Source organism: Staphylococcus sp. T93 (assembly GCF_016743875.1).
Taxonomy (GTDB): domain Bacteria; phylum Bacillota; class Bacilli; order Staphylococcales; family Staphylococcaceae; genus Staphylococcus; species Staphylococcus aureus.
In genome coordinates, this window is the sequence record NZ_CP068247.1 from 1188470 (window position 1) to 1204606 (window position 16137).

General features: G+C 32.9%; 16 protein-coding genes. 7 read left to right on the forward strand and 9 right to left on the reverse strand.

From position 1 onward, the window contains the following. Positions 1–90: 90 nt before the first annotated feature. Complete coding sequence (gene ald / locus JG553_RS05715) at positions 91–1209, reverse strand: alanine dehydrogenase (protein WP_000689998.1); 1119 nt, start codon at positions 1207–1209, stop codon at positions 91–93. Between the two features lie 140 nt (positions 1210–1349). Here ald and JG553_RS05720 point away from each other — a divergent pair, with 140 nt between their 5' ends. Then, positions 1350–1850: a universal stress protein gene (locus JG553_RS05720; protein WP_000634175.1), complete on the forward strand. Its 501-nt coding sequence runs from the start codon at positions 1350–1352 to the stop codon at positions 1848–1850. A gap of 245 nt (positions 1851–2095) precedes the next feature. Here JG553_RS05720 and JG553_RS05725 read toward each other — a convergent pair whose 3' ends face one another. From JG553_RS05725 to JG553_RS05750, 6 genes are all read right to left on the reverse strand, one after another. Then, complete coding sequence (locus JG553_RS05725; RefSeq protein WP_000040069.1) at positions 2096–3298, reverse strand: acetate kinase; 1203 nt, start codon at positions 3296–3298, stop codon at positions 2096–2098. Positions 3299–3385: 87 nt separating this feature from the next. After that, positions 3386–4333, reverse strand: coding sequence for a class I SAM-dependent methyltransferase (locus JG553_RS05730; RefSeq protein ID WP_000840574.1), 948 nt, complete (start codon positions 4331–4333; stop codon positions 3386–3388). A gap of 122 nt (positions 4334–4455) precedes the next feature. Next, positions 4456–4950, reverse strand: a complete 495-nt coding sequence (gene tpx / locus JG553_RS05735; RefSeq protein WP_000136253.1) for a thiol peroxidase — start codon at positions 4948–4950, stop codon at positions 4456–4458. A 97-nt stretch (positions 4951–5047) separates the two neighbouring features. Continuing rightward, positions 5048–5818, reverse strand: coding sequence for a sulfite exporter TauE/SafE family protein (locus JG553_RS05740; protein ID WP_000365320.1), 771 nt, complete (start codon positions 5816–5818; stop codon positions 5048–5050). A 43-nt stretch (positions 5819–5861) separates the two neighbouring features. Continuing rightward, the gene (gene thiI / locus JG553_RS05745; RefSeq protein WP_000872653.1) at positions 5862–7085 is read right to left on the reverse strand and encodes a tRNA uracil 4-sulfurtransferase ThiI; all 1224 of its coding nucleotides are present in this window, start codon (positions 7083–7085) and stop codon (positions 5862–5864) included. Continuing rightward, positions 7085–8233: a cysteine desulfurase family protein gene (locus tag JG553_RS05750; protein ID WP_011447028.1), complete on the reverse strand. Its 1149-nt coding sequence runs from the start codon at positions 8231–8233 to the stop codon at positions 7085–7087. The genes thiI and JG553_RS05750 overlap by 1 nt, the downstream gene beginning before the upstream one ends. A gap of 148 nt (positions 8234–8381) precedes the next feature. On the opposite strand from JG553_RS05750, the gene JG553_RS05755 reads away from it, so the two are divergent. Next, positions 8382–8522: a hypothetical protein gene (locus JG553_RS05755; protein WP_001789981.1), complete on the forward strand. Its 141-nt coding sequence runs from the start codon at positions 8382–8384 to the stop codon at positions 8520–8522. Between the two features lie 73 nt (positions 8523–8595). Here the strand turns inward: JG553_RS05755 and ezrA are convergent, their stop codons facing one another. After that, positions 8596–10290: a septation ring formation regulator EzrA gene (gene ezrA / locus JG553_RS05760; RefSeq protein ID WP_000244865.1), complete on the reverse strand. Its 1695-nt coding sequence runs from the start codon at positions 10288–10290 to the stop codon at positions 8596–8598. Between the two features lie 136 nt (positions 10291–10426). Between ezrA and JG553_RS05765 the strand changes: the two genes are divergently transcribed. Beyond that, positions 10427–10891 carry a GAF domain-containing protein gene (locus JG553_RS05765; protein ID WP_000207845.1) on the forward strand — a complete coding sequence of 155 codons (465 nt, stop codon included), beginning with the start codon at positions 10427–10429 and terminating at the stop codon, positions 10889–10891. Between the two features lie 243 nt (positions 10892–11134). Then, the gene (gene rpsD, locus JG553_RS05770; protein ID WP_000090512.1) at positions 11135–11737 is read left to right on the forward strand and encodes a 30S ribosomal protein S4; all 603 of its coding nucleotides are present in this window, start codon (positions 11135–11137) and stop codon (positions 11735–11737) included. A 215-nt stretch (positions 11738–11952) separates the two neighbouring features. Here the strand turns inward: rpsD and JG553_RS05775 are convergent, their stop codons facing one another. Then, positions 11953–12696: a glycerophosphodiester phosphodiesterase gene (locus JG553_RS05775; RefSeq protein WP_000174282.1), complete on the reverse strand. Its 744-nt coding sequence runs from the start codon at positions 12694–12696 to the stop codon at positions 11953–11955. 79 nt (positions 12697–12775) lie between these two features. Here JG553_RS05775 and JG553_RS05780 point away from each other — a divergent pair, with 79 nt between their 5' ends. From JG553_RS05780 to serA, 3 genes are all read left to right on the forward strand, one after another. Further along, positions 12776–13222, forward strand: a complete 447-nt coding sequence (locus tag JG553_RS05780; protein WP_000553926.1) for an OsmC family protein — start codon at positions 12776–12778, stop codon at positions 13220–13222. Between the two features lie 113 nt (positions 13223–13335). Next, complete coding sequence (locus JG553_RS05785; protein ID WP_000291415.1) at positions 13336–14496, forward strand: pyridoxal-phosphate-dependent aminotransferase family protein; 1161 nt, start codon at positions 13336–13338, stop codon at positions 14494–14496. Further along, positions 14483–16087: a phosphoglycerate dehydrogenase gene (gene serA, locus JG553_RS05790; RefSeq protein WP_000808845.1), complete on the forward strand. Its 1605-nt coding sequence runs from the start codon at positions 14483–14485 to the stop codon at positions 16085–16087. Before JG553_RS05785 ends, serA begins: the two co-directional genes overlap by 14 nt. Positions 16088–16137 lie beyond the last annotated feature (50 nt).

Sequence of the window (16137 nt, forward strand, 5' to 3'; positions counted from 1 at the left end):
AATTTATCATTATTTAATTTTAATAACCAAGGAGATGATAACGTCATTCTTTAGTACGCTGTAATCCATTCCCTTTTCATCAAATTCAAATTATAATTGTAATGCTTCTTCTACAGATTTATATTCCATTTCAAATGCCTCTGCAACGCCTTTATTGGTTACGTGACCTTTGTAAGTATTTAAACCTAATGATAATGGTTGATTTGATTTAAATGCTTCTCTATACCCTTTATTAGCTAGCATGAGCGCATAAGGTAGCGTAGCATTATTTAAAGCTAACGTCGAAGTACGCGGTACTGCACCTGGCATATTTGCAACTGCATAATGAACCACACCATGCTTAATATATGTAGGATCATCATGTGTCGTAATTTTATCAGTTGTTTCAAAAATACCGCCTTGATCAATAGCAATGTCAATAATAACTGACCCATTTTTCATTTGTTTAATCATGTCTTCTGTTACAAGTCTTGGCGCTTTAGCACCTGGAATTAAAACTGCACCTATTACTAAATCACTTTGTTTAACATACAACTCAATATTCAACGGATTTGACATAATTGTATGTACACGTCCACCGAATAAATCATCTAATTGTTGTAAACGCTTTGGATTAACATCTAAAATCGTAACATCTGCACCTAGTCCTAGTGCAATTTTAGCTGCATTTGTTCCTGCTTGACCACCACCGATAATAGTTACTTTACCCTTAGGTACTCCTGGGACACCACCTAGTAGAATTCCCATACCACCATTAAGTTTTTGTAGGAACTCTGCGCCAACTTGAGCTGACATTCTTCCTGCTACCTCACTCATTGGTGATAACAATGGTAAAGATCGGTCTGGTAACTGCACAGTCTCATATGCAATACTAATTACTTTTCTATCTATCAAAGCTTGTGTTAATTTTTCTTCATTTGCTAAATGAAGATAAGTGAATAATACAAGCCCTTCTTTAAAATATGGATATTCAGATTCAAGTGGTTCTTTAACTTTAATAACCATATCCACATCCCAAACTTTTGCTTGTTCAGCAACAATCTCAGCACCTGCTTCTTTGTAATCTACATCTTCAAAGAATGATCCTGAACCCGCATTTGTTTCCACTAAAACAGTATGCCCACTTTCTACTAAAGCGTGCACACCACTTGGTGATAAACCAACACGATTTTCATTATTTTTAATCTCCCTTGGTATACCAATTTTCATACCATCCACCTCCATAATCATCTTAACGCGAACATTTTGAAAGCGCAATCAAAAATCCACAAAATTGTAAAGGTTATTACACTGACTTTTCCGAAAATTGTGGTAAAATATAATTAAGAAAGAACAAGGAGGCACTTACTATGATTACTTACAAAAATATTTTAATCGCAGTTGACGGTTCACATGAAGCGGAATGGGCATTTAACAGAGCAGTTGGTGTTGCTAAACGTAACGATGCGAAGTTAACAATTGTGAATGTAATTGATTCAAGAACGTATTCTTCTTATGAAGTTTATGATGCTCAATTTACTGAAAAATCTAAGCATTTTGCAGAAGAATTATTAAATGGTTATAAAGAAGTAGCTACTAACGCTGGTGTTAAAGATGTAGAAACGCGTCTAGAGTTTGGCTCTCCTAAATCTATCATTCCTAAAAAGCTTGCACATGAAATTAATGCAGACTTGATTATGAGTGGTACATCAGGCTTAAATGCCGTGGAAAGATTTATTGTTGGTTCTGTATCAGAATCTATCGTTCGTCATGCGCCATGTGACGTGTTAGTTGTTCGTACTGAAGAGTTACCAGCAGACTTCCAACCACAAGTTGCAACAACTCAATTACGTGAAAAATATCAAAATTAAATATAGATGATCATTAGATAACTACTTGATCATTATGAACCAAGTGCAACTTTCTGCACTTGGTTTTTTATTGTTTATAAATAAAACTCACTTAATAATGTTTTCATAATCTTCTTCGACTACTTAATTCTTTAAGATATTCGTGAAAAGAGACATTACACTAGTTAATTTTCAAACAATACAAAAAGCGTCTACCTCCTACATATAATTGTAGCGGAGATAGACGCTTAATATTTATTTAAAAATTATTTTAAACCACCGAATGTCATAACATCACGGGCAATCATACTTTCTTCATCTGTTGGAATAACGACAACTTTAACTGGTGAATGAGGATAGTTAATAAATCCTTCTTTACCACGTAGTAAGTTTTCATTTTTCTTAGGATCCCAGTAAACACCCATAAATTCTAAGCCTTCAAGAACTTTCGCACGAATTTCTACTGAGTTTTCACCGATACCTGCTGTAAATACGATAACATCAACACCATGCATTCTCGCAGCATATGATCCAATATATTTGTGAATTTTAGAAGCAAATACATCTAAAGCCATTTGTGAACGTGCTTTACCTGATTCAGCTTCTTCTGATAAGTCACGTAAATCACTAGATGTACCTGATAATCCTAATAAACCTGATTCTTTGTTTAAGATTTCCAATACTTGTTCAGCAGTTTTACCTGTTTTTTCCATAATAAATGGAATTAAAGCAGGGTCAATATTACCAGAACGAGTACCCATTGTTACACCAGCAAGTGGTGTGAAGCCCATTGATGTATCAATAGATTTACCGCCATCGATAGCTGCAATTGATGCTCCATTACCAATGTGACATGAAATAATACGTAAATCTTCAATTGGCTTATCTAACATTTCTGCCGCTCTTTGTGATACAAATTTATGGCTTGTACCATGGAAACCATACTTACGAATGCCATAATCTTTATAATAATGATATGGCAAGCTATATAGATATGCTTTTTCAGGCATTGTTTGATGGAATGCTGTATCAAAAATTGCCACATGAGGGATATTTGGTAATAATTTACGGAAAGCACGAATACCCATCAAGTTAGCTGGGTTGTGAAGCGGTGCTAATTCGCTTAATTCTTCAATTTCCTTTTCAACCTCATCAGTAATAGCTACTGATTCAGGGAATTTTTCACCACCATGTACAACACGGTGACCTGTTCCATCGATATCGTTAATATCATTAATAATATTGTGCGCTTTAAAAGCATCCAACATGATATCAACTGCCTCAACGTGATCCTTGATATCTTGTACTGTTTTAACTTTTTCCCCGTTGACTTCAATTGTAAAAATTGAATCCTTCAATCCGATTCTTTCTACTAAACCTTTTGTTACTAATTCCTCTTCAGGCATTCTAATTAATTGAAATTTTAATGATGAACTACCAGCATTGATAGCCAAGATTAATTTTGACATAAGTAATGATCCTCCATCGTTTGCTTTTTATACTATTTCATTTTTCATTTTATCATTCATACAGTTTTATGACTATACTATTACAGATTATTTTTTAGGACGATTTGTGTCCATCCACTGATTTAACTCTGTCATAAATCCTTGAAATTGTGAAGGAATTTTGAAATCAGGAATATTTGCCAATAATACTTCAACTGGCTTTGTTTCACCCGATTTTTTCTTTTGTAAAATTAATATAGATTTTCGCGCTTTTTCATTTTTAAATAAAGTTGGTGGTAAATTTAAAAATGCTTGCATCTCTGTCTCTGTTGCAATATATTTTTCAAGCTGTTTTACATGTTCACCTGTAAAAATATTACTTGGTACCACTAGAAAGGCATATCCAGCATCTTTTAATGCATTTATTGCTTGTTCTATTAATAAATAATGTGAATAACTATGTCCTTCTTCAAAACCTAGCTTAAACTCCTTACTTCTTTCATCAATTGGATAATAGCCTACTGGAAAATCACCAATAACGATATCTGCTTCTTCTAATGGTAGTGGCATGATGGCATCTTGAGGATACACATCGAAAGGAATTTCTAAGAAGTTTGCTAAATGTACACTAACACGTGATAAAACTGGATCAACTTCAATTAAATGATGCATAACCGCAATTTCAGGTAACACTTCTTTTACAGTAGCACTTAAATGACCGGCACCACTTGCAATATCAACAATATGTAATTCTTCTTGGTTGTTCATAAAACGCTCAACTAAAAATCCTAGTATCAATCCAATTGAATCTGGTGTAATTTGATGATTTGCTTGTATCTTTTCTTCCTGCATTAAACTTAAATATGCAAATTGGAATGCTTTACGTCGATCTTGTAACGTCGATTGTTCTAACAATCCTCTTTCATTGGTATATACTTGTTCCATTGCTAGCCCAAGATTTTCAATAAAACTTTGGCCATTTTCATTATTTAATGTTTTAGCTTTTTCATCTAATGTATGAAACAAGCGTTCCATAATTGTTTGTTGTTCTGCCATATTCGTCCCTCTCCAATAAAAAGTGCCCATAGGTCTTAGCAATCATAGAAAACAATTCTATTTTAATGCTGTTGACAACGATGGACACGATGTATACATTTTAAGATTTATCTCTTTAATGATTAAATATTTTTGTATGCAGCTAAAGCAGCATCAAAATCTGGGAAATCAGTACCTTCACTAACGATTTCTTTATAAACAACTTTATTATCTGCATCTAATACAAATACTGCACGAGCTAATAAGCGAAGTTCTTCCATAACAACGCCATAGTTTTCACCAAATGATAAGTCACGGTGGTCACTTAATGTAATGACATTGTCTAAACCTGCTGAAGCGCACCATCTTTTTTGTGCGAATGGTAAGTCTGCTGAAATTGTAAGCACAATCCCCTCTTCTTTAGAAGCATCAGAGTTGAATTTGCGAGTCTGCTGATCACAAACACCTGTATCAATTGATGGTACCACACTAATTAATTTCTTTTTACCAGCATAATCTGCTAATGTTACTTGATTTAAGTCATTATCTAACACTGTAAAATCAGGTGCAAAATCACCTTCATTAATTTGTTGACCTTTTAAGTGGATTGGTCCACCTTTGAATGTTATTTCAGTCATATACTTGACCTCCTGCATTTTAAAATTCTAACTACATCATACGACAATTTATGGTTTGATTACAATTTTCATGCTTTAATCAAAAGCAAATTTAATTTTATACAAATTGTTGAATATAATCAAAAGCATTTTTTAAAATTAAAATAGCAGTAATAATAATAAATAATACTTTTACATAACCAACACCTTGTTTAATAGCAAAATGAGCCCCAGCATATGACCCAGCAATCATACTTATAGCCATAATTAAACCTATTACATAATCTACTTGTCCTAATACCATAAATAATACAAGCGCACCTATATTAGAAGCAAAGTTCAAAACTTTAGCATTTCCTGCTGCACTTAAAAAATCAAAACCAAAGACTAACAATACAAAAAGCATAAATGAACCTGTTCCCCCACCTACAAATCCATCATAAAAGCCGATTAATATAAAAAGTGCTGCAAATATTATGGCTTTCTTAAATGTAAATTGAGTAAACGTGCGTGTATTGCCCCAATCTTTTTTAAGTAATGTGAATATAAACACCGACGAAAGTGCAATGATGATTAAAGGTTTCAATATTTGTGACGGAACCATCGTTGCAATATATGCGCCACATGCAGATGCCAAAAATACAAAACCAAATAATTTGGCAACAACATATAAGTCCACTTTACCGGACCTTATAAACTTTATCGTACTAGTTAAAGAACCAAACGAACTTGCCAATTTATTTGTACCTAAAGCCACAGATGGTGGTAGACCGATTGCTAATAATGCTGGCGTAGAAATTAAACCGCCACCCCCTACAACCGAATCTATAAACGCCGCGATAAAACCAAATAAAATTATGATTATAATCATCGTTAAGTTCAAATCCATAGTTTAACATCCCCTTATGTTTAAATTTACTCTAGGATTTTATTTATAAAAAGTCGTTTATTAATTGGTTTGTTTGCTGTTCTTTAATAGTTTTATAATCACTAGTTATTTCAAGTGTTTCAATATTTTCAACAGCACGATTAATCATCTCTTCAAAATCAAAGACACTTTCATATTGGACTACCTTATCAAAGTTTGGTTCGGTTACTGGATTTTTAGGGGTGAAAATTGTACAACAATCTTCAAATGGTTGAATAGATGTTTCAAATGTACCAATTTCTTTCGATTTAATAATAATTTCTTCTTTATCGTAAGTTAATAAAGGACGTAATACAGGAGTAGAAGTTACATTATTAATTGCATACATGCTATGAAGTGTTTGACTGGCTACCTGCCCTAGGTTTTCACCATTTACAATAGCTAAAGCCCCTATTTGATGTACTAATTTATCAGCAACACGCATCATCATACGTCTCGTTGAAGTCATTGTATATCTTGGATGTACAACTTTATTTACCTGTTTTTGCAATTCTGTAAATGGTACAATATGCAATTTAATTGGTCCAACACGTTCAGCTAAAATACGTGTCAATTCAATAACTTTTTCTTTTGCTTGATCACTTGTAAATGGTGGACTATGGAAATGAATCGCTTCAATTGTTACGCCACGTCTCATCACTTCCATCCCAGCAACTGGTGAGTCTATACCGCCTGAAAGCATTAGTAACGTCTTACCACCAGTACCAACTGGTAATCCACCTGAACCCGGAACAACTTCTTCATACATATAAATTGCATCTAATCTAACTTCCACTCGAATTTCATGATCTGGACGTTTGACATTCACTGAAATATTGTCGAAGTGCTTCAATACTGCACCACCCAATTCACGCTGTAATTCATACGTATCCATTGGGAAATTTTTATCGGCACGCTTCACATCAATTTTAAATGTGCTGTTTTCTTCAAATTGCTGCGCAAATTTAATTGCCGCTGCACTTATTGCCTCTATTGTTTTTTCTACTTTTAATACTGGACTAATAGATTTAATACCGAAAATTTTTGATAATCGATATGTTATTTCATTTATATCTGCATGGTCTTCAAGTTCAATATACATACGATCTCGTTTGCCTTTAACGACAAACCCATCAAGTCCTTTTAATGACTTATTTACATTATTTCTTAATTGATTTACAAATTTCTTTCTATTTGAACCCTTTAATGTTAACTCCCCGTATCTAACAAGCAAGTGATCATACTTCATTATTTTAGCAACTCCTTAATTTCCTCATAAATGATGATAAATATTTCTTTAAACCTCGCTATATCTTCTTTAGTTGTAGTAGCCCCAAATGATAATCTTATACTACCTTCAATAGATTTGTCTGATAATCCCATTGCAGCCAATACTTCATTTAATTTATTACGTTTAGATGAACAAGCACTTGTCGTAGATATCATAATGTCATATTTTGAAAAAGCATTAACTAATACTTCACCTTTTACGCCAGGAAAACTAATATTTAAAACGAATGGTGAACCTGAAGTTGAAGAATTAATATAAACTCCATGATATTTATTTAAAAATTGACGGACGTCATTATTTAACTCAGTAACAAATGCATTCAATGCTTCAAAGTTTTCATTAGCTATCTTCATCGCTTTAACCATTGCAATATCATTTGGCAAATTAACTGTTCCACTTCTAACACCATATTCTTGACCACCACCATGGACAGTTGGTTCAACATTTTGAATGTGATTTACAAGTAAGACGCCTTGTCCTTTTAAACCATTAAACTTGTGTCCACTTAAACTAATACTATCTATGTTATTGAGATCCATTGAAATTTTGCCGAATGCTTGAACCGCATCTACATGAAAATGTGCCTTAGGATAATTTTTTATAACTTTAGCCATTTGTGGAATAGGCTGTATTTGTCCAGTTACATTATTTACATACATACATGTTACTAAACCGACTTTGTCTGACATTAATTCTTTGAAGTGTTCTAAGTTAATACTGCCATCTTTCTTTACATCAACATATTTAACTTTAAATCCTTCGTGTGCTTCCAAATATCTTACAACCTCTAATACGGACGGATGCTCTAACACGGATGTAATTATTTCCTTCGCTGTATCAAATTTACGATAGGCAATACCTTTTAAAGCAAGATTATTGGATTCAGTTGCACCACTAGTGAATACAACATCATAATTTGTTTTTGAATTAATCATTGCATTAATTTGGGTTTTTGCTTGTTGTAGTAATTGATTTGCCTGCAAACCAGCTTTATGCGGACTATTCGGATTATAATACATTGATTGATTTACTTTTAAATAAGTATCTAACACTTCTTCAAATGCTTTCGTCGTTGCCGCATTATCTAGATATATCAAAATAAACACTTCTCTTTCATTAATCATCAATCGTTAAAATTGTTTTACTCAAGCATTATACTATTATCCGACAAAAAATAAAGGTTATAGCGCAAAATAATCTTATTTCTACTTATTAAATAAGAATTAGACTATTTCACTCTATTTAAACAGCTGTGTGATTATGCTTTTTTCACTACTTATATTAATTAAAACAACACATTTGATTACGTTTATCTTTAAACAATTGCTATTTATATTTATTGTCCCTTTCATTTATCCATATAAAAAAGAAGCTAGACAACGTATCGTTGGCTAACTTCAATTATTAAACTCATCAGTCCAATTTGACAGAGTGCTCATATTATTTAAGTATAACTACATACTAGTTTCTATTGCTTAATAACTTCTTCTTCAATATGTTTAGTAACACCTGGCTCAACACTTTCAAGAGCTTGCTCTGCAATTTCAATCGCACGCTTATAGCGATTATTTTTAAATAATCGTTCAGCTTCATTTAAGCTCTTATCAACATTGCTATAGTCCTTACGATATCTATTTCCATATTGAATTAATTTCTCTGCATAAACAGCATTAACAAGAACATCATTTGCTTCATCTTCAAATGTATTCATTTGAATCACAATTTTAGACACTTTATCTTTTAACTGTTTAACGTGTATTGGACGTTCACTAAATTGTTCGTTAACATCACGAACTTCATGATCAATTTCATTTTTCATGATGATAAACCTTTCAGGAACGCTTGTTAAGTTAGAAGCAAGTAATCGACGATACACTTCTTCTTTCTTCGATTGTACTCGTAGCAGATTGTCTTCTGCTTCTGCTTCATCTTCACGCAATTGAATCAGATGATTTTGTAGCTTTTCTTGTTTGTCATTAATAACTGTGACATGATCTTCTAAATATTGTAAATTATCCTGAACCTCGCTATATCGCACAGCAGATTTAGACATTTCTTTTAAAATATCATCATATACAGAAATTAAACTTTGAATTTCATTTTCAAATTGACGAACACTCTGAGCATCAGATTCATTTATATAGTAGTTTTCACGTACATATTCAATTTCTGTTTGCAATGTATAATTCATGTCTTTAGCTTTGAATAAGTTATCCGTAATGATATCTTTTGTTTCTTCGACATCATTTTTAGCTTTAACTTCATGTTCAATTAAATCATACATGTCATCTAACTTATCATTGATATTAGCTAGTTTATCATTAGCTTCTTCTAATTCTAAGCGGCTAATTAATGGTTCAACGAAACTAAGCTCTGTTTTTAAGCTTTGTAATGTACTGTCTACTTTCACGTGATCCAGATCATACCCTTCAACTTTAAGATCACGGCAACCATATTTTAAATCTTGGAATTGACCAGGTAATTCTTTTTGAGTTTCTCTAATTAATTCTGGTATTTCTTCCATATAAGATCTTAGCTGTTTCATTTGTTCATTCAAGGCAGCTATATGGTTGTGCGCTTGTACATAATTACCATCAGCTTTTAGTACTTCATATTGCTCTAACCTTGGCTCAAATTTTTCAATTTCAGTTTCAAGTAGACTTGCTGCCTCACCAAATTGATGACGATTTGCTAAAACATCACGTTTCATTTCACGATAATCAACCTTACATTTGTCATATAATTCATCATTATCTTTGTATAACGCAATAATTTCATTTACATCTTCTAATTGTTGCTGATAGCTTTGTTCGTAACTATCCATCAACTCATTTGCATCATCAATTTCACTTTGAGATGCGTTGAAACTAAATTTATCTAATAAAGCCTCAGCATTATGGATTTTTTCTTCCACAGGAGCTAGATACTTATTTGTACTTTCTACGTTGTCCTTTTTCATTGCATCGTATTTCGTTTTTGTTTCACCTTTTAAATTCAACTTAGATAATTGTGCAAGGTTTTGATCAAAAGGTAACGTCTCAATTTCATTTTTACGTTCGATTGCTTTTTCAATAATTTGTCGTTTATTTGAACGTAAATAGAATAATACACCTACAGCAATCAATATAATCACAATTATTGCCAAAATGATATATAACACCATATGCTTCTCCTCCTAATTTATCATTACTATTATAACGTAATTTTGCTTAAGGATAAATTATAAAATGAATTTATTGCCATAATATTTTCGAAATTCTATACTATTATAAAATCTATGAAAATAAGAGGTTTTAAATATGACAACAATTAACCCAACAAACTACACATTATTAAAGAAACAAGCAGCAAGCCTTATTGAAGATGAACATCACATGATTGCTATTTTAAGTAACATGTCTGCCTTATTAAATGATAATCTAGATCAAATTAATTGGGTTGGCTTTTACTTATTGGAACAAAATGAACTTATACTTGGACCTTTCCAAGGACACCCCGCTTGTGTCCACATTCCAATCGGAAAAGGTGTATGTGGTACAGCCGTTTCAGAACGTCGTACACAAATTGTAGCTGATGTTCATCAATTCGAAGGACATATCGCTTGTGATGCTAATAGTAAGTCTGAGATTGTCGTTCCAATTTTCAAAGATGATAAAATTATCGGCGTCTTAGATATCGATGCCCCTATAACGGATCGATTTGATGACAATGACAAAGAACATCTTGAAGCAATTGTTAAAATTATTGAAAAGCAACTCGCATAAAAGGACATCAGCATTTTCAATAAAGTGTTGACAGTTAGCAGGAAAATGTTACAATAATCTTTGTGTGAATTAACGAAAGTAGCAGTTGTATATTATTGAGCGCTATGTTGTTCCCAATGCGGACGTGTCACGTAACTGTCGCTATAAGGTGAAGACACATAAAACAATATATCTTAGTAAGCATGCAACACTCTTTTTTGTTTATTCATAACAACAAAAAAGAATTAAAGGAGGAGTCTTATTATGGCTCGATTCAGAGGTTCAAACTGGAAAAAATCTCGTCGTTTAGGTATCTCTTTAAGCGGTACTGGTAAAGAATTAGAAAAACGTCCTTACGCACCAGGACAACATGGTCCAAACCAACGTAAAAAATTATCAGAATATGGTTTACAATTACGTGAAAAACAAAAATTACGTTACTTATATGGAATGACTGAAAGACAATTCCGTAACACATTTGACATCGCTGGTAAAAAATTCGGTGTACACGGTGAAAACTTCATGATCTTATTAGCAAGTCGTTTAGACGCTGTTGTTTATTCATTAGGTTTAGCTCGTACTCGTCGTCAAGCACGTCAATTAGTTAACCACGGTCATATCTTAGTAGATGGTAAACGTGTTGATATTCCATCTTATTCTGTTAAACCTGGTCAAACAATTTCAGTTCGTGAAAAATCTCAAAAATTAAACATCATCGTTGAATCAGTTGAAATCAACAATTTCGTACCTGAGTACTTAAACTTTGATGCTGACAGCTTAACTGGTACTTTCGTACGTTTACCAGAACGTAGCGAATTACCTGCTGAAATTAACGAACAATTAATCGTTGAGTACTACTCAAGATAATACGTTCAATACAAACACCCACAATTGTGGGTGTTTTTTTTATTAATTTAAAAATGATAGATTCAAAATTATATGGAGCTACCCTATTTTACAATCAACTTAGAATTTACAAGTCTTATTTGTTTAATTATCTTTAGTATTTCATCATTAGTTTTTAAAATTATCAATTGCGATATACGAATCCTCATCCCTCTATCAAATTACCATTCATCGTCTCACTTAATAAATAATTTCGGATTATCTGTAATTAATCCATCTACACCCATTTGTCTTAATTTTTCTCCAGTTTTCAATTTATTAACTGTGTATGGCATAACCTGTAATTGATGATGATGTGCTTTATCAACAAATTTTCTGGTCACTAATGCATAATTAGGATTAACATAACTAGCAATTTGAGCAATTCTTGAAAAGTTTGGCTTTTTATACCAATAATTACGTTTACTACAAAGCACACCTAATTCATATATACTGCCCAATGTGTTTAACTTTTCGATGCATTCGATATCAAAAGATTGTATAACTACTTGTGTCGCATCGACTTTCTTTTCTTCCAAAAATGCCAGCAATTTACATTCTATTTCTGGATATAAATTCGGACTTTTCAATTCAATCAATAGCTTTTTATCATACTTTAAGCATAATGAAAGTACTTCATCTAACGTGGGTATTCGTTCTCCCTTAAAAGCAACATCTTTATAACTACCAAAATCAAATGATTTTAATTGCGATAATGTGTAATCAGCAATACGCCCCTTACCATCCGATGTTCTATCAATTGTTTCATCATGTATCACAACAAAATGTTGGTCTTTGGTCAAATGAACATCTATTTCTAACATAGCAACATTGAGCCCCATTACCTCTCGATAACCGACCATTGTATTTTCAGGAAAATCACTCGGCAATCCACGGTGCGAAACAATTTGTAATTCATCTTTCAGTTTATTCAGAGTCATTGATAAGTCACCTTTCTGTTAAACTTTGATAAACTATTCTAAAATTAAACTATCACAATTATATTGGAGGTTAAAGCAATTGCATCAACATGACTTTAAAGTCCAAACTTCTTGGCAAGGTGGTCGTAACAATGTCGGAAACGTTCAAGGCGACATACTTTCAGAGAATATTTCTATACCTGCTTCTTTAGGTGGTGTTGGTATAGGAACAAATCCCGATGAAATGTTAGTATCAGCCGCTTCATCATGTTATATCATCTCATTAGCAGCTACTCTTGAACGTGCAAAGTTCACAGATATTTCAATTGAACAACAATCGATTGGAACAGCTTGTTTAAATAACGGAAAATTCAGTATGTCAAAAATTGTGCACCATCCTCAAATTCAAATTCCAAGTGATCAAATAGCACAATTAGAAAAGCGATTACCAAAATTGATAACAATTGCAGATAATAATTGCATGATTTCAAATGCTGTAAGAAATAATGTGGACATAAAAATCTATCCCATCATTCAGGCCAAATAAAATCGTTAAGTGATAACGTTTGTTCGACAATATAGCGTTATCACTTTTTTAGGCTTTTAAATTTTCAGAAAATTTGCTAAAATAGTGAAATCTTATTTATAGGAGGCATATAAATGTATTATCATCAACCGTTGTTATTAACACCTGGCCCAACCCCTGTACCTGATGCCATTATGAGAGAAATTCAAGCACCTATGGTTGGTCATCGTTCTAAAGATTTTGAAGACATCGCACAACAAGCATTTCAAGGTCTAAAGCCAATATTTGGGAGTCAAAATGATGTACTTATTTTAACATCTAGCGGTACAAGCGTCTTGGAGGCTAGTATGTTGAACATTGTAAACCCTGAAGATCACTTCGTTGTCATTGTTTCAGGTGCCTTTGGTAACCGATTTAAACAAATTGCACAAACTTATTACAAAAATGTGCATATTTATGACGTAACATGGGGAGAAGCTGTAGATGTCAAAGATTTCATCAATTTCCTTTCAACTTTAAATGTTGAAGTTAAAGCAGTATTTAGTCAATATTGCGAAACATCTACGACAGTGCTACACCCTATTCACGAGTTAGGAAATGCCATTAATCAATTTAATAGTAATATTTATTTTGTAGTTGACGGCGTAAGTTGCATTGGTGCTGTTGATGTTGACATTAACAAAGATAAAATTGATGTACTTGTTTCTGGTAGTCAAAAAGCAATTATGTTACCTCCAGGATTAGCTTTTGTAGCTTATAGCCACCGTGCAAAAGAACATTTCAAAGAAGTAACTACGCCAAAATTTTATCTAGACTTAAATAAATACATTTCGTCACAAGCTGACAATTCTACACCGTTCACACCAAATGTGTCTTTATTTAGAGGTGTAAATGCATACGTTGAAACCGTAAAAGCAGAAGGTTTCAATCACGTAATAGCACGACACTATGCAATTAGAAATGCATTAAGAAGCGCCTTAAAAGCATTAGATTTAACTTTATTAGTCAATGATAAAGATGCATCTCCAACGGTTACAGCATTCAAACCTAATACAAATGATGAAGTGAAAATAATCAAAGATGAACTTAAAAATCGCTTTAAAATAACAATTGCTGGTGGTCAAGGCCATCTTAAAGGTCAAATTTTAAGAATTGGTCATATGGGGAAAATTAGTCCTTTCGATATTTTATCGGTAGTATCTGCTTTAGAAATTATTTTAACTGAACACCGTAAAGTTAACTATATCGGTAAAGGTATATCAAAATATATGGAGGTTATTCATGAAGCAATTTAATGTACTCGTTGCAGATCCCATATCAAAAGATGGTATCAAAGCATTATTAGATCACGAACAATTCAATGTAGATATTCAAACTGGCTTGTCCGAAGAAGCATTAATCAAAATTATACCTTCATACCATGCTTTAATCGTTCGTAGTCAAACTACGGTTACTGAAAATATCATAAATGCTGCTGATTCTTTAAAAGTAATCGCACGCGCCGGTGTTGGTGTAGATAATATTAATATTGATGCTGCAACATTAAAAGGTATTTTAGTTATTAATGCCCCAGATGGTAATACGATTTCAGCTACTGAACATACACTGGCAATGTTATTATCAATGGCACGAAATATTCCGCAAGCACACCAATCACTTACAAATAAAGAATGGAATCGAAATGCATTTAAAGGTACTGAGCTTTATCATAAAACATTAGGTGTCATTGGTGCTGGTAGAATTGGTTTAGGTGTTGCTAAACGTGCGCAAAGTTTCGGAATGAAAATACTAGCTTTTGACCCTTACTTAACGGATGAAAAAGCAAAATCTTTAAGCATTACGAAGGCAACAGTTGATGAGATTGCCCAACATTCTGATTTCGTTACATTACATACACCACTAACACCTAAAACAAAAGGCTTAATTAATGCTGTCTTTTTTGCCAAAGCAAAACCTAGTTTGCAAATAATCAATGTGGCACGTGGTGGTATTATTGATGAAAAGGCGCTAATAAAAGCATTAGACGAAGGACAAATTAGTCGGGCAGCTATCGATGTGTTTGAACATGAACCTGCAACTGACTCGCCTCTTGTTGCACATGATAAAATTATTGTTACACCTCATTTGGGTGCTTCAACAGTCGAAGCTCAAGAAAAAGTGGCAATTTCTGTTTCAAATGAAATCATCGAAATTTTAATTGATGGTACTGTAACGCATGCAGTGAATGCACCTAAAATGGACTTAAGCAATATAGATGATACTGTAAAATCATTCATCAATTTAAGCCAAACAGTTGGTGAATTAGCTATTCAATTAATGTACAATGCACCAAGCTCTATTAAAATTACGTACGGTGGCGACTTAGCCTCTATTGATAGTAGTTTATTAACACGTACAATTATTACTCATATTTTAAAAGATGATCTTGGTCCTGAAGTCAATATTATCAATGCTCTAATGTTGTTAAATCAACAACAAGTGACATTAAATATTGAAAATAATAAAGCAGAGACAGGTTTTAGTAACTACTTAGAGGTAGAACTATCAAACGATAGCGATTCCGTTAAAGTTGGCGCTTCTGTCTTTACAGGTTTCGGTCCAAGAATTGTTAGAATTAATAATTTTTCTGTAGACTTAAAGCCAAATCAATATCAAATTGTGTCATATCATAATGATACTCCAGGTATGGTAGGAAAAACTGGCGCATTGTTAGGTAAATACAATATCAACATTGCATCTATGACTTTAGGTAGAACTGAAGCGGGCGGAGATGCGCTAATGATTTTATCCGTTGATCAACCTGTTTCAAACAATATAATTGATGAACTTAAACAAGTTGGTGAATACAATCAAATTTTCACAACTGAATTGACGGTACAGTCATAAACAATTTATGTAAATTCAAAATGCCAAGAAGACATTGGATTACTTCCATT

Excerpts from the sequence above, each read along its gene's own strand:
- ald (WP_000689998.1), bottom strand. The coding sequence starts at position 1,209 with ATGAAAATTGGTATACCAAGGGAGATTAAAAATAATGAAAATCGTGTT.
- JG553_RS05720 (WP_000634175.1), top strand. The coding sequence starts at position 1,350 with ATGATTACTTACAAAAATATTTTAATCGCAGTTGACGGTTCACATGAA.
- JG553_RS05725 (WP_000040069.1), bottom strand. The coding sequence starts at position 3,298 with ATGTCAAAATTAATCTTGGCTATCAATGCTGGTAGTTCATCATTAAAA.
- JG553_RS05730 (WP_000840574.1), bottom strand. The coding sequence starts at position 4,333 with ATGGCAGAACAACAAACAATTATGGAACGCTTGTTTCATACATTAGAT.
- tpx (WP_000136253.1), bottom strand. The coding sequence starts at position 4,950 with ATGACTGAAATAACATTCAAAGGTGGACCAATCCACTTAAAAGGTCAA.
- JG553_RS05740 (WP_000365320.1), bottom strand. The coding sequence starts at position 5,818 with ATGGATTTGAACTTAACGATGATTATAATCATAATTTTATTTGGTTTT.
- thiI (WP_000872653.1), bottom strand. The coding sequence starts at position 7,085 with ATGAAGTATGATCACTTGCTTGTTAGATACGGGGAGTTAACATTAAAG.
- ezrA (WP_000244865.1), bottom strand. The coding sequence starts at position 10,290 with ATGGTGTTATATATCATTTTGGCAATAATTGTGATTATATTGATTGCT.
- JG553_RS05765 (WP_000207845.1), top strand. The coding sequence starts at position 10,427 with ATGACAACAATTAACCCAACAAACTACACATTATTAAAGAAACAAGCA.
- rpsD (WP_000090512.1), top strand. The coding sequence starts at position 11,135 with ATGGCTCGATTCAGAGGTTCAAACTGGAAAAAATCTCGTCGTTTAGGT.
- JG553_RS05775 (WP_000174282.1), bottom strand. The coding sequence starts at position 12,696 with ATGACTCTGAATAAACTGAAAGATGAATTACAAATTGTTTCGCACCGT.
- JG553_RS05785 (WP_000291415.1), top strand. The coding sequence starts at position 13,336 with ATGTATTATCATCAACCGTTGTTATTAACACCTGGCCCAACCCCTGTA.
- serA (WP_000808845.1), top strand. The coding sequence starts at position 14,483 with ATGAAGCAATTTAATGTACTCGTTGCAGATCCCATATCAAAAGATGGT.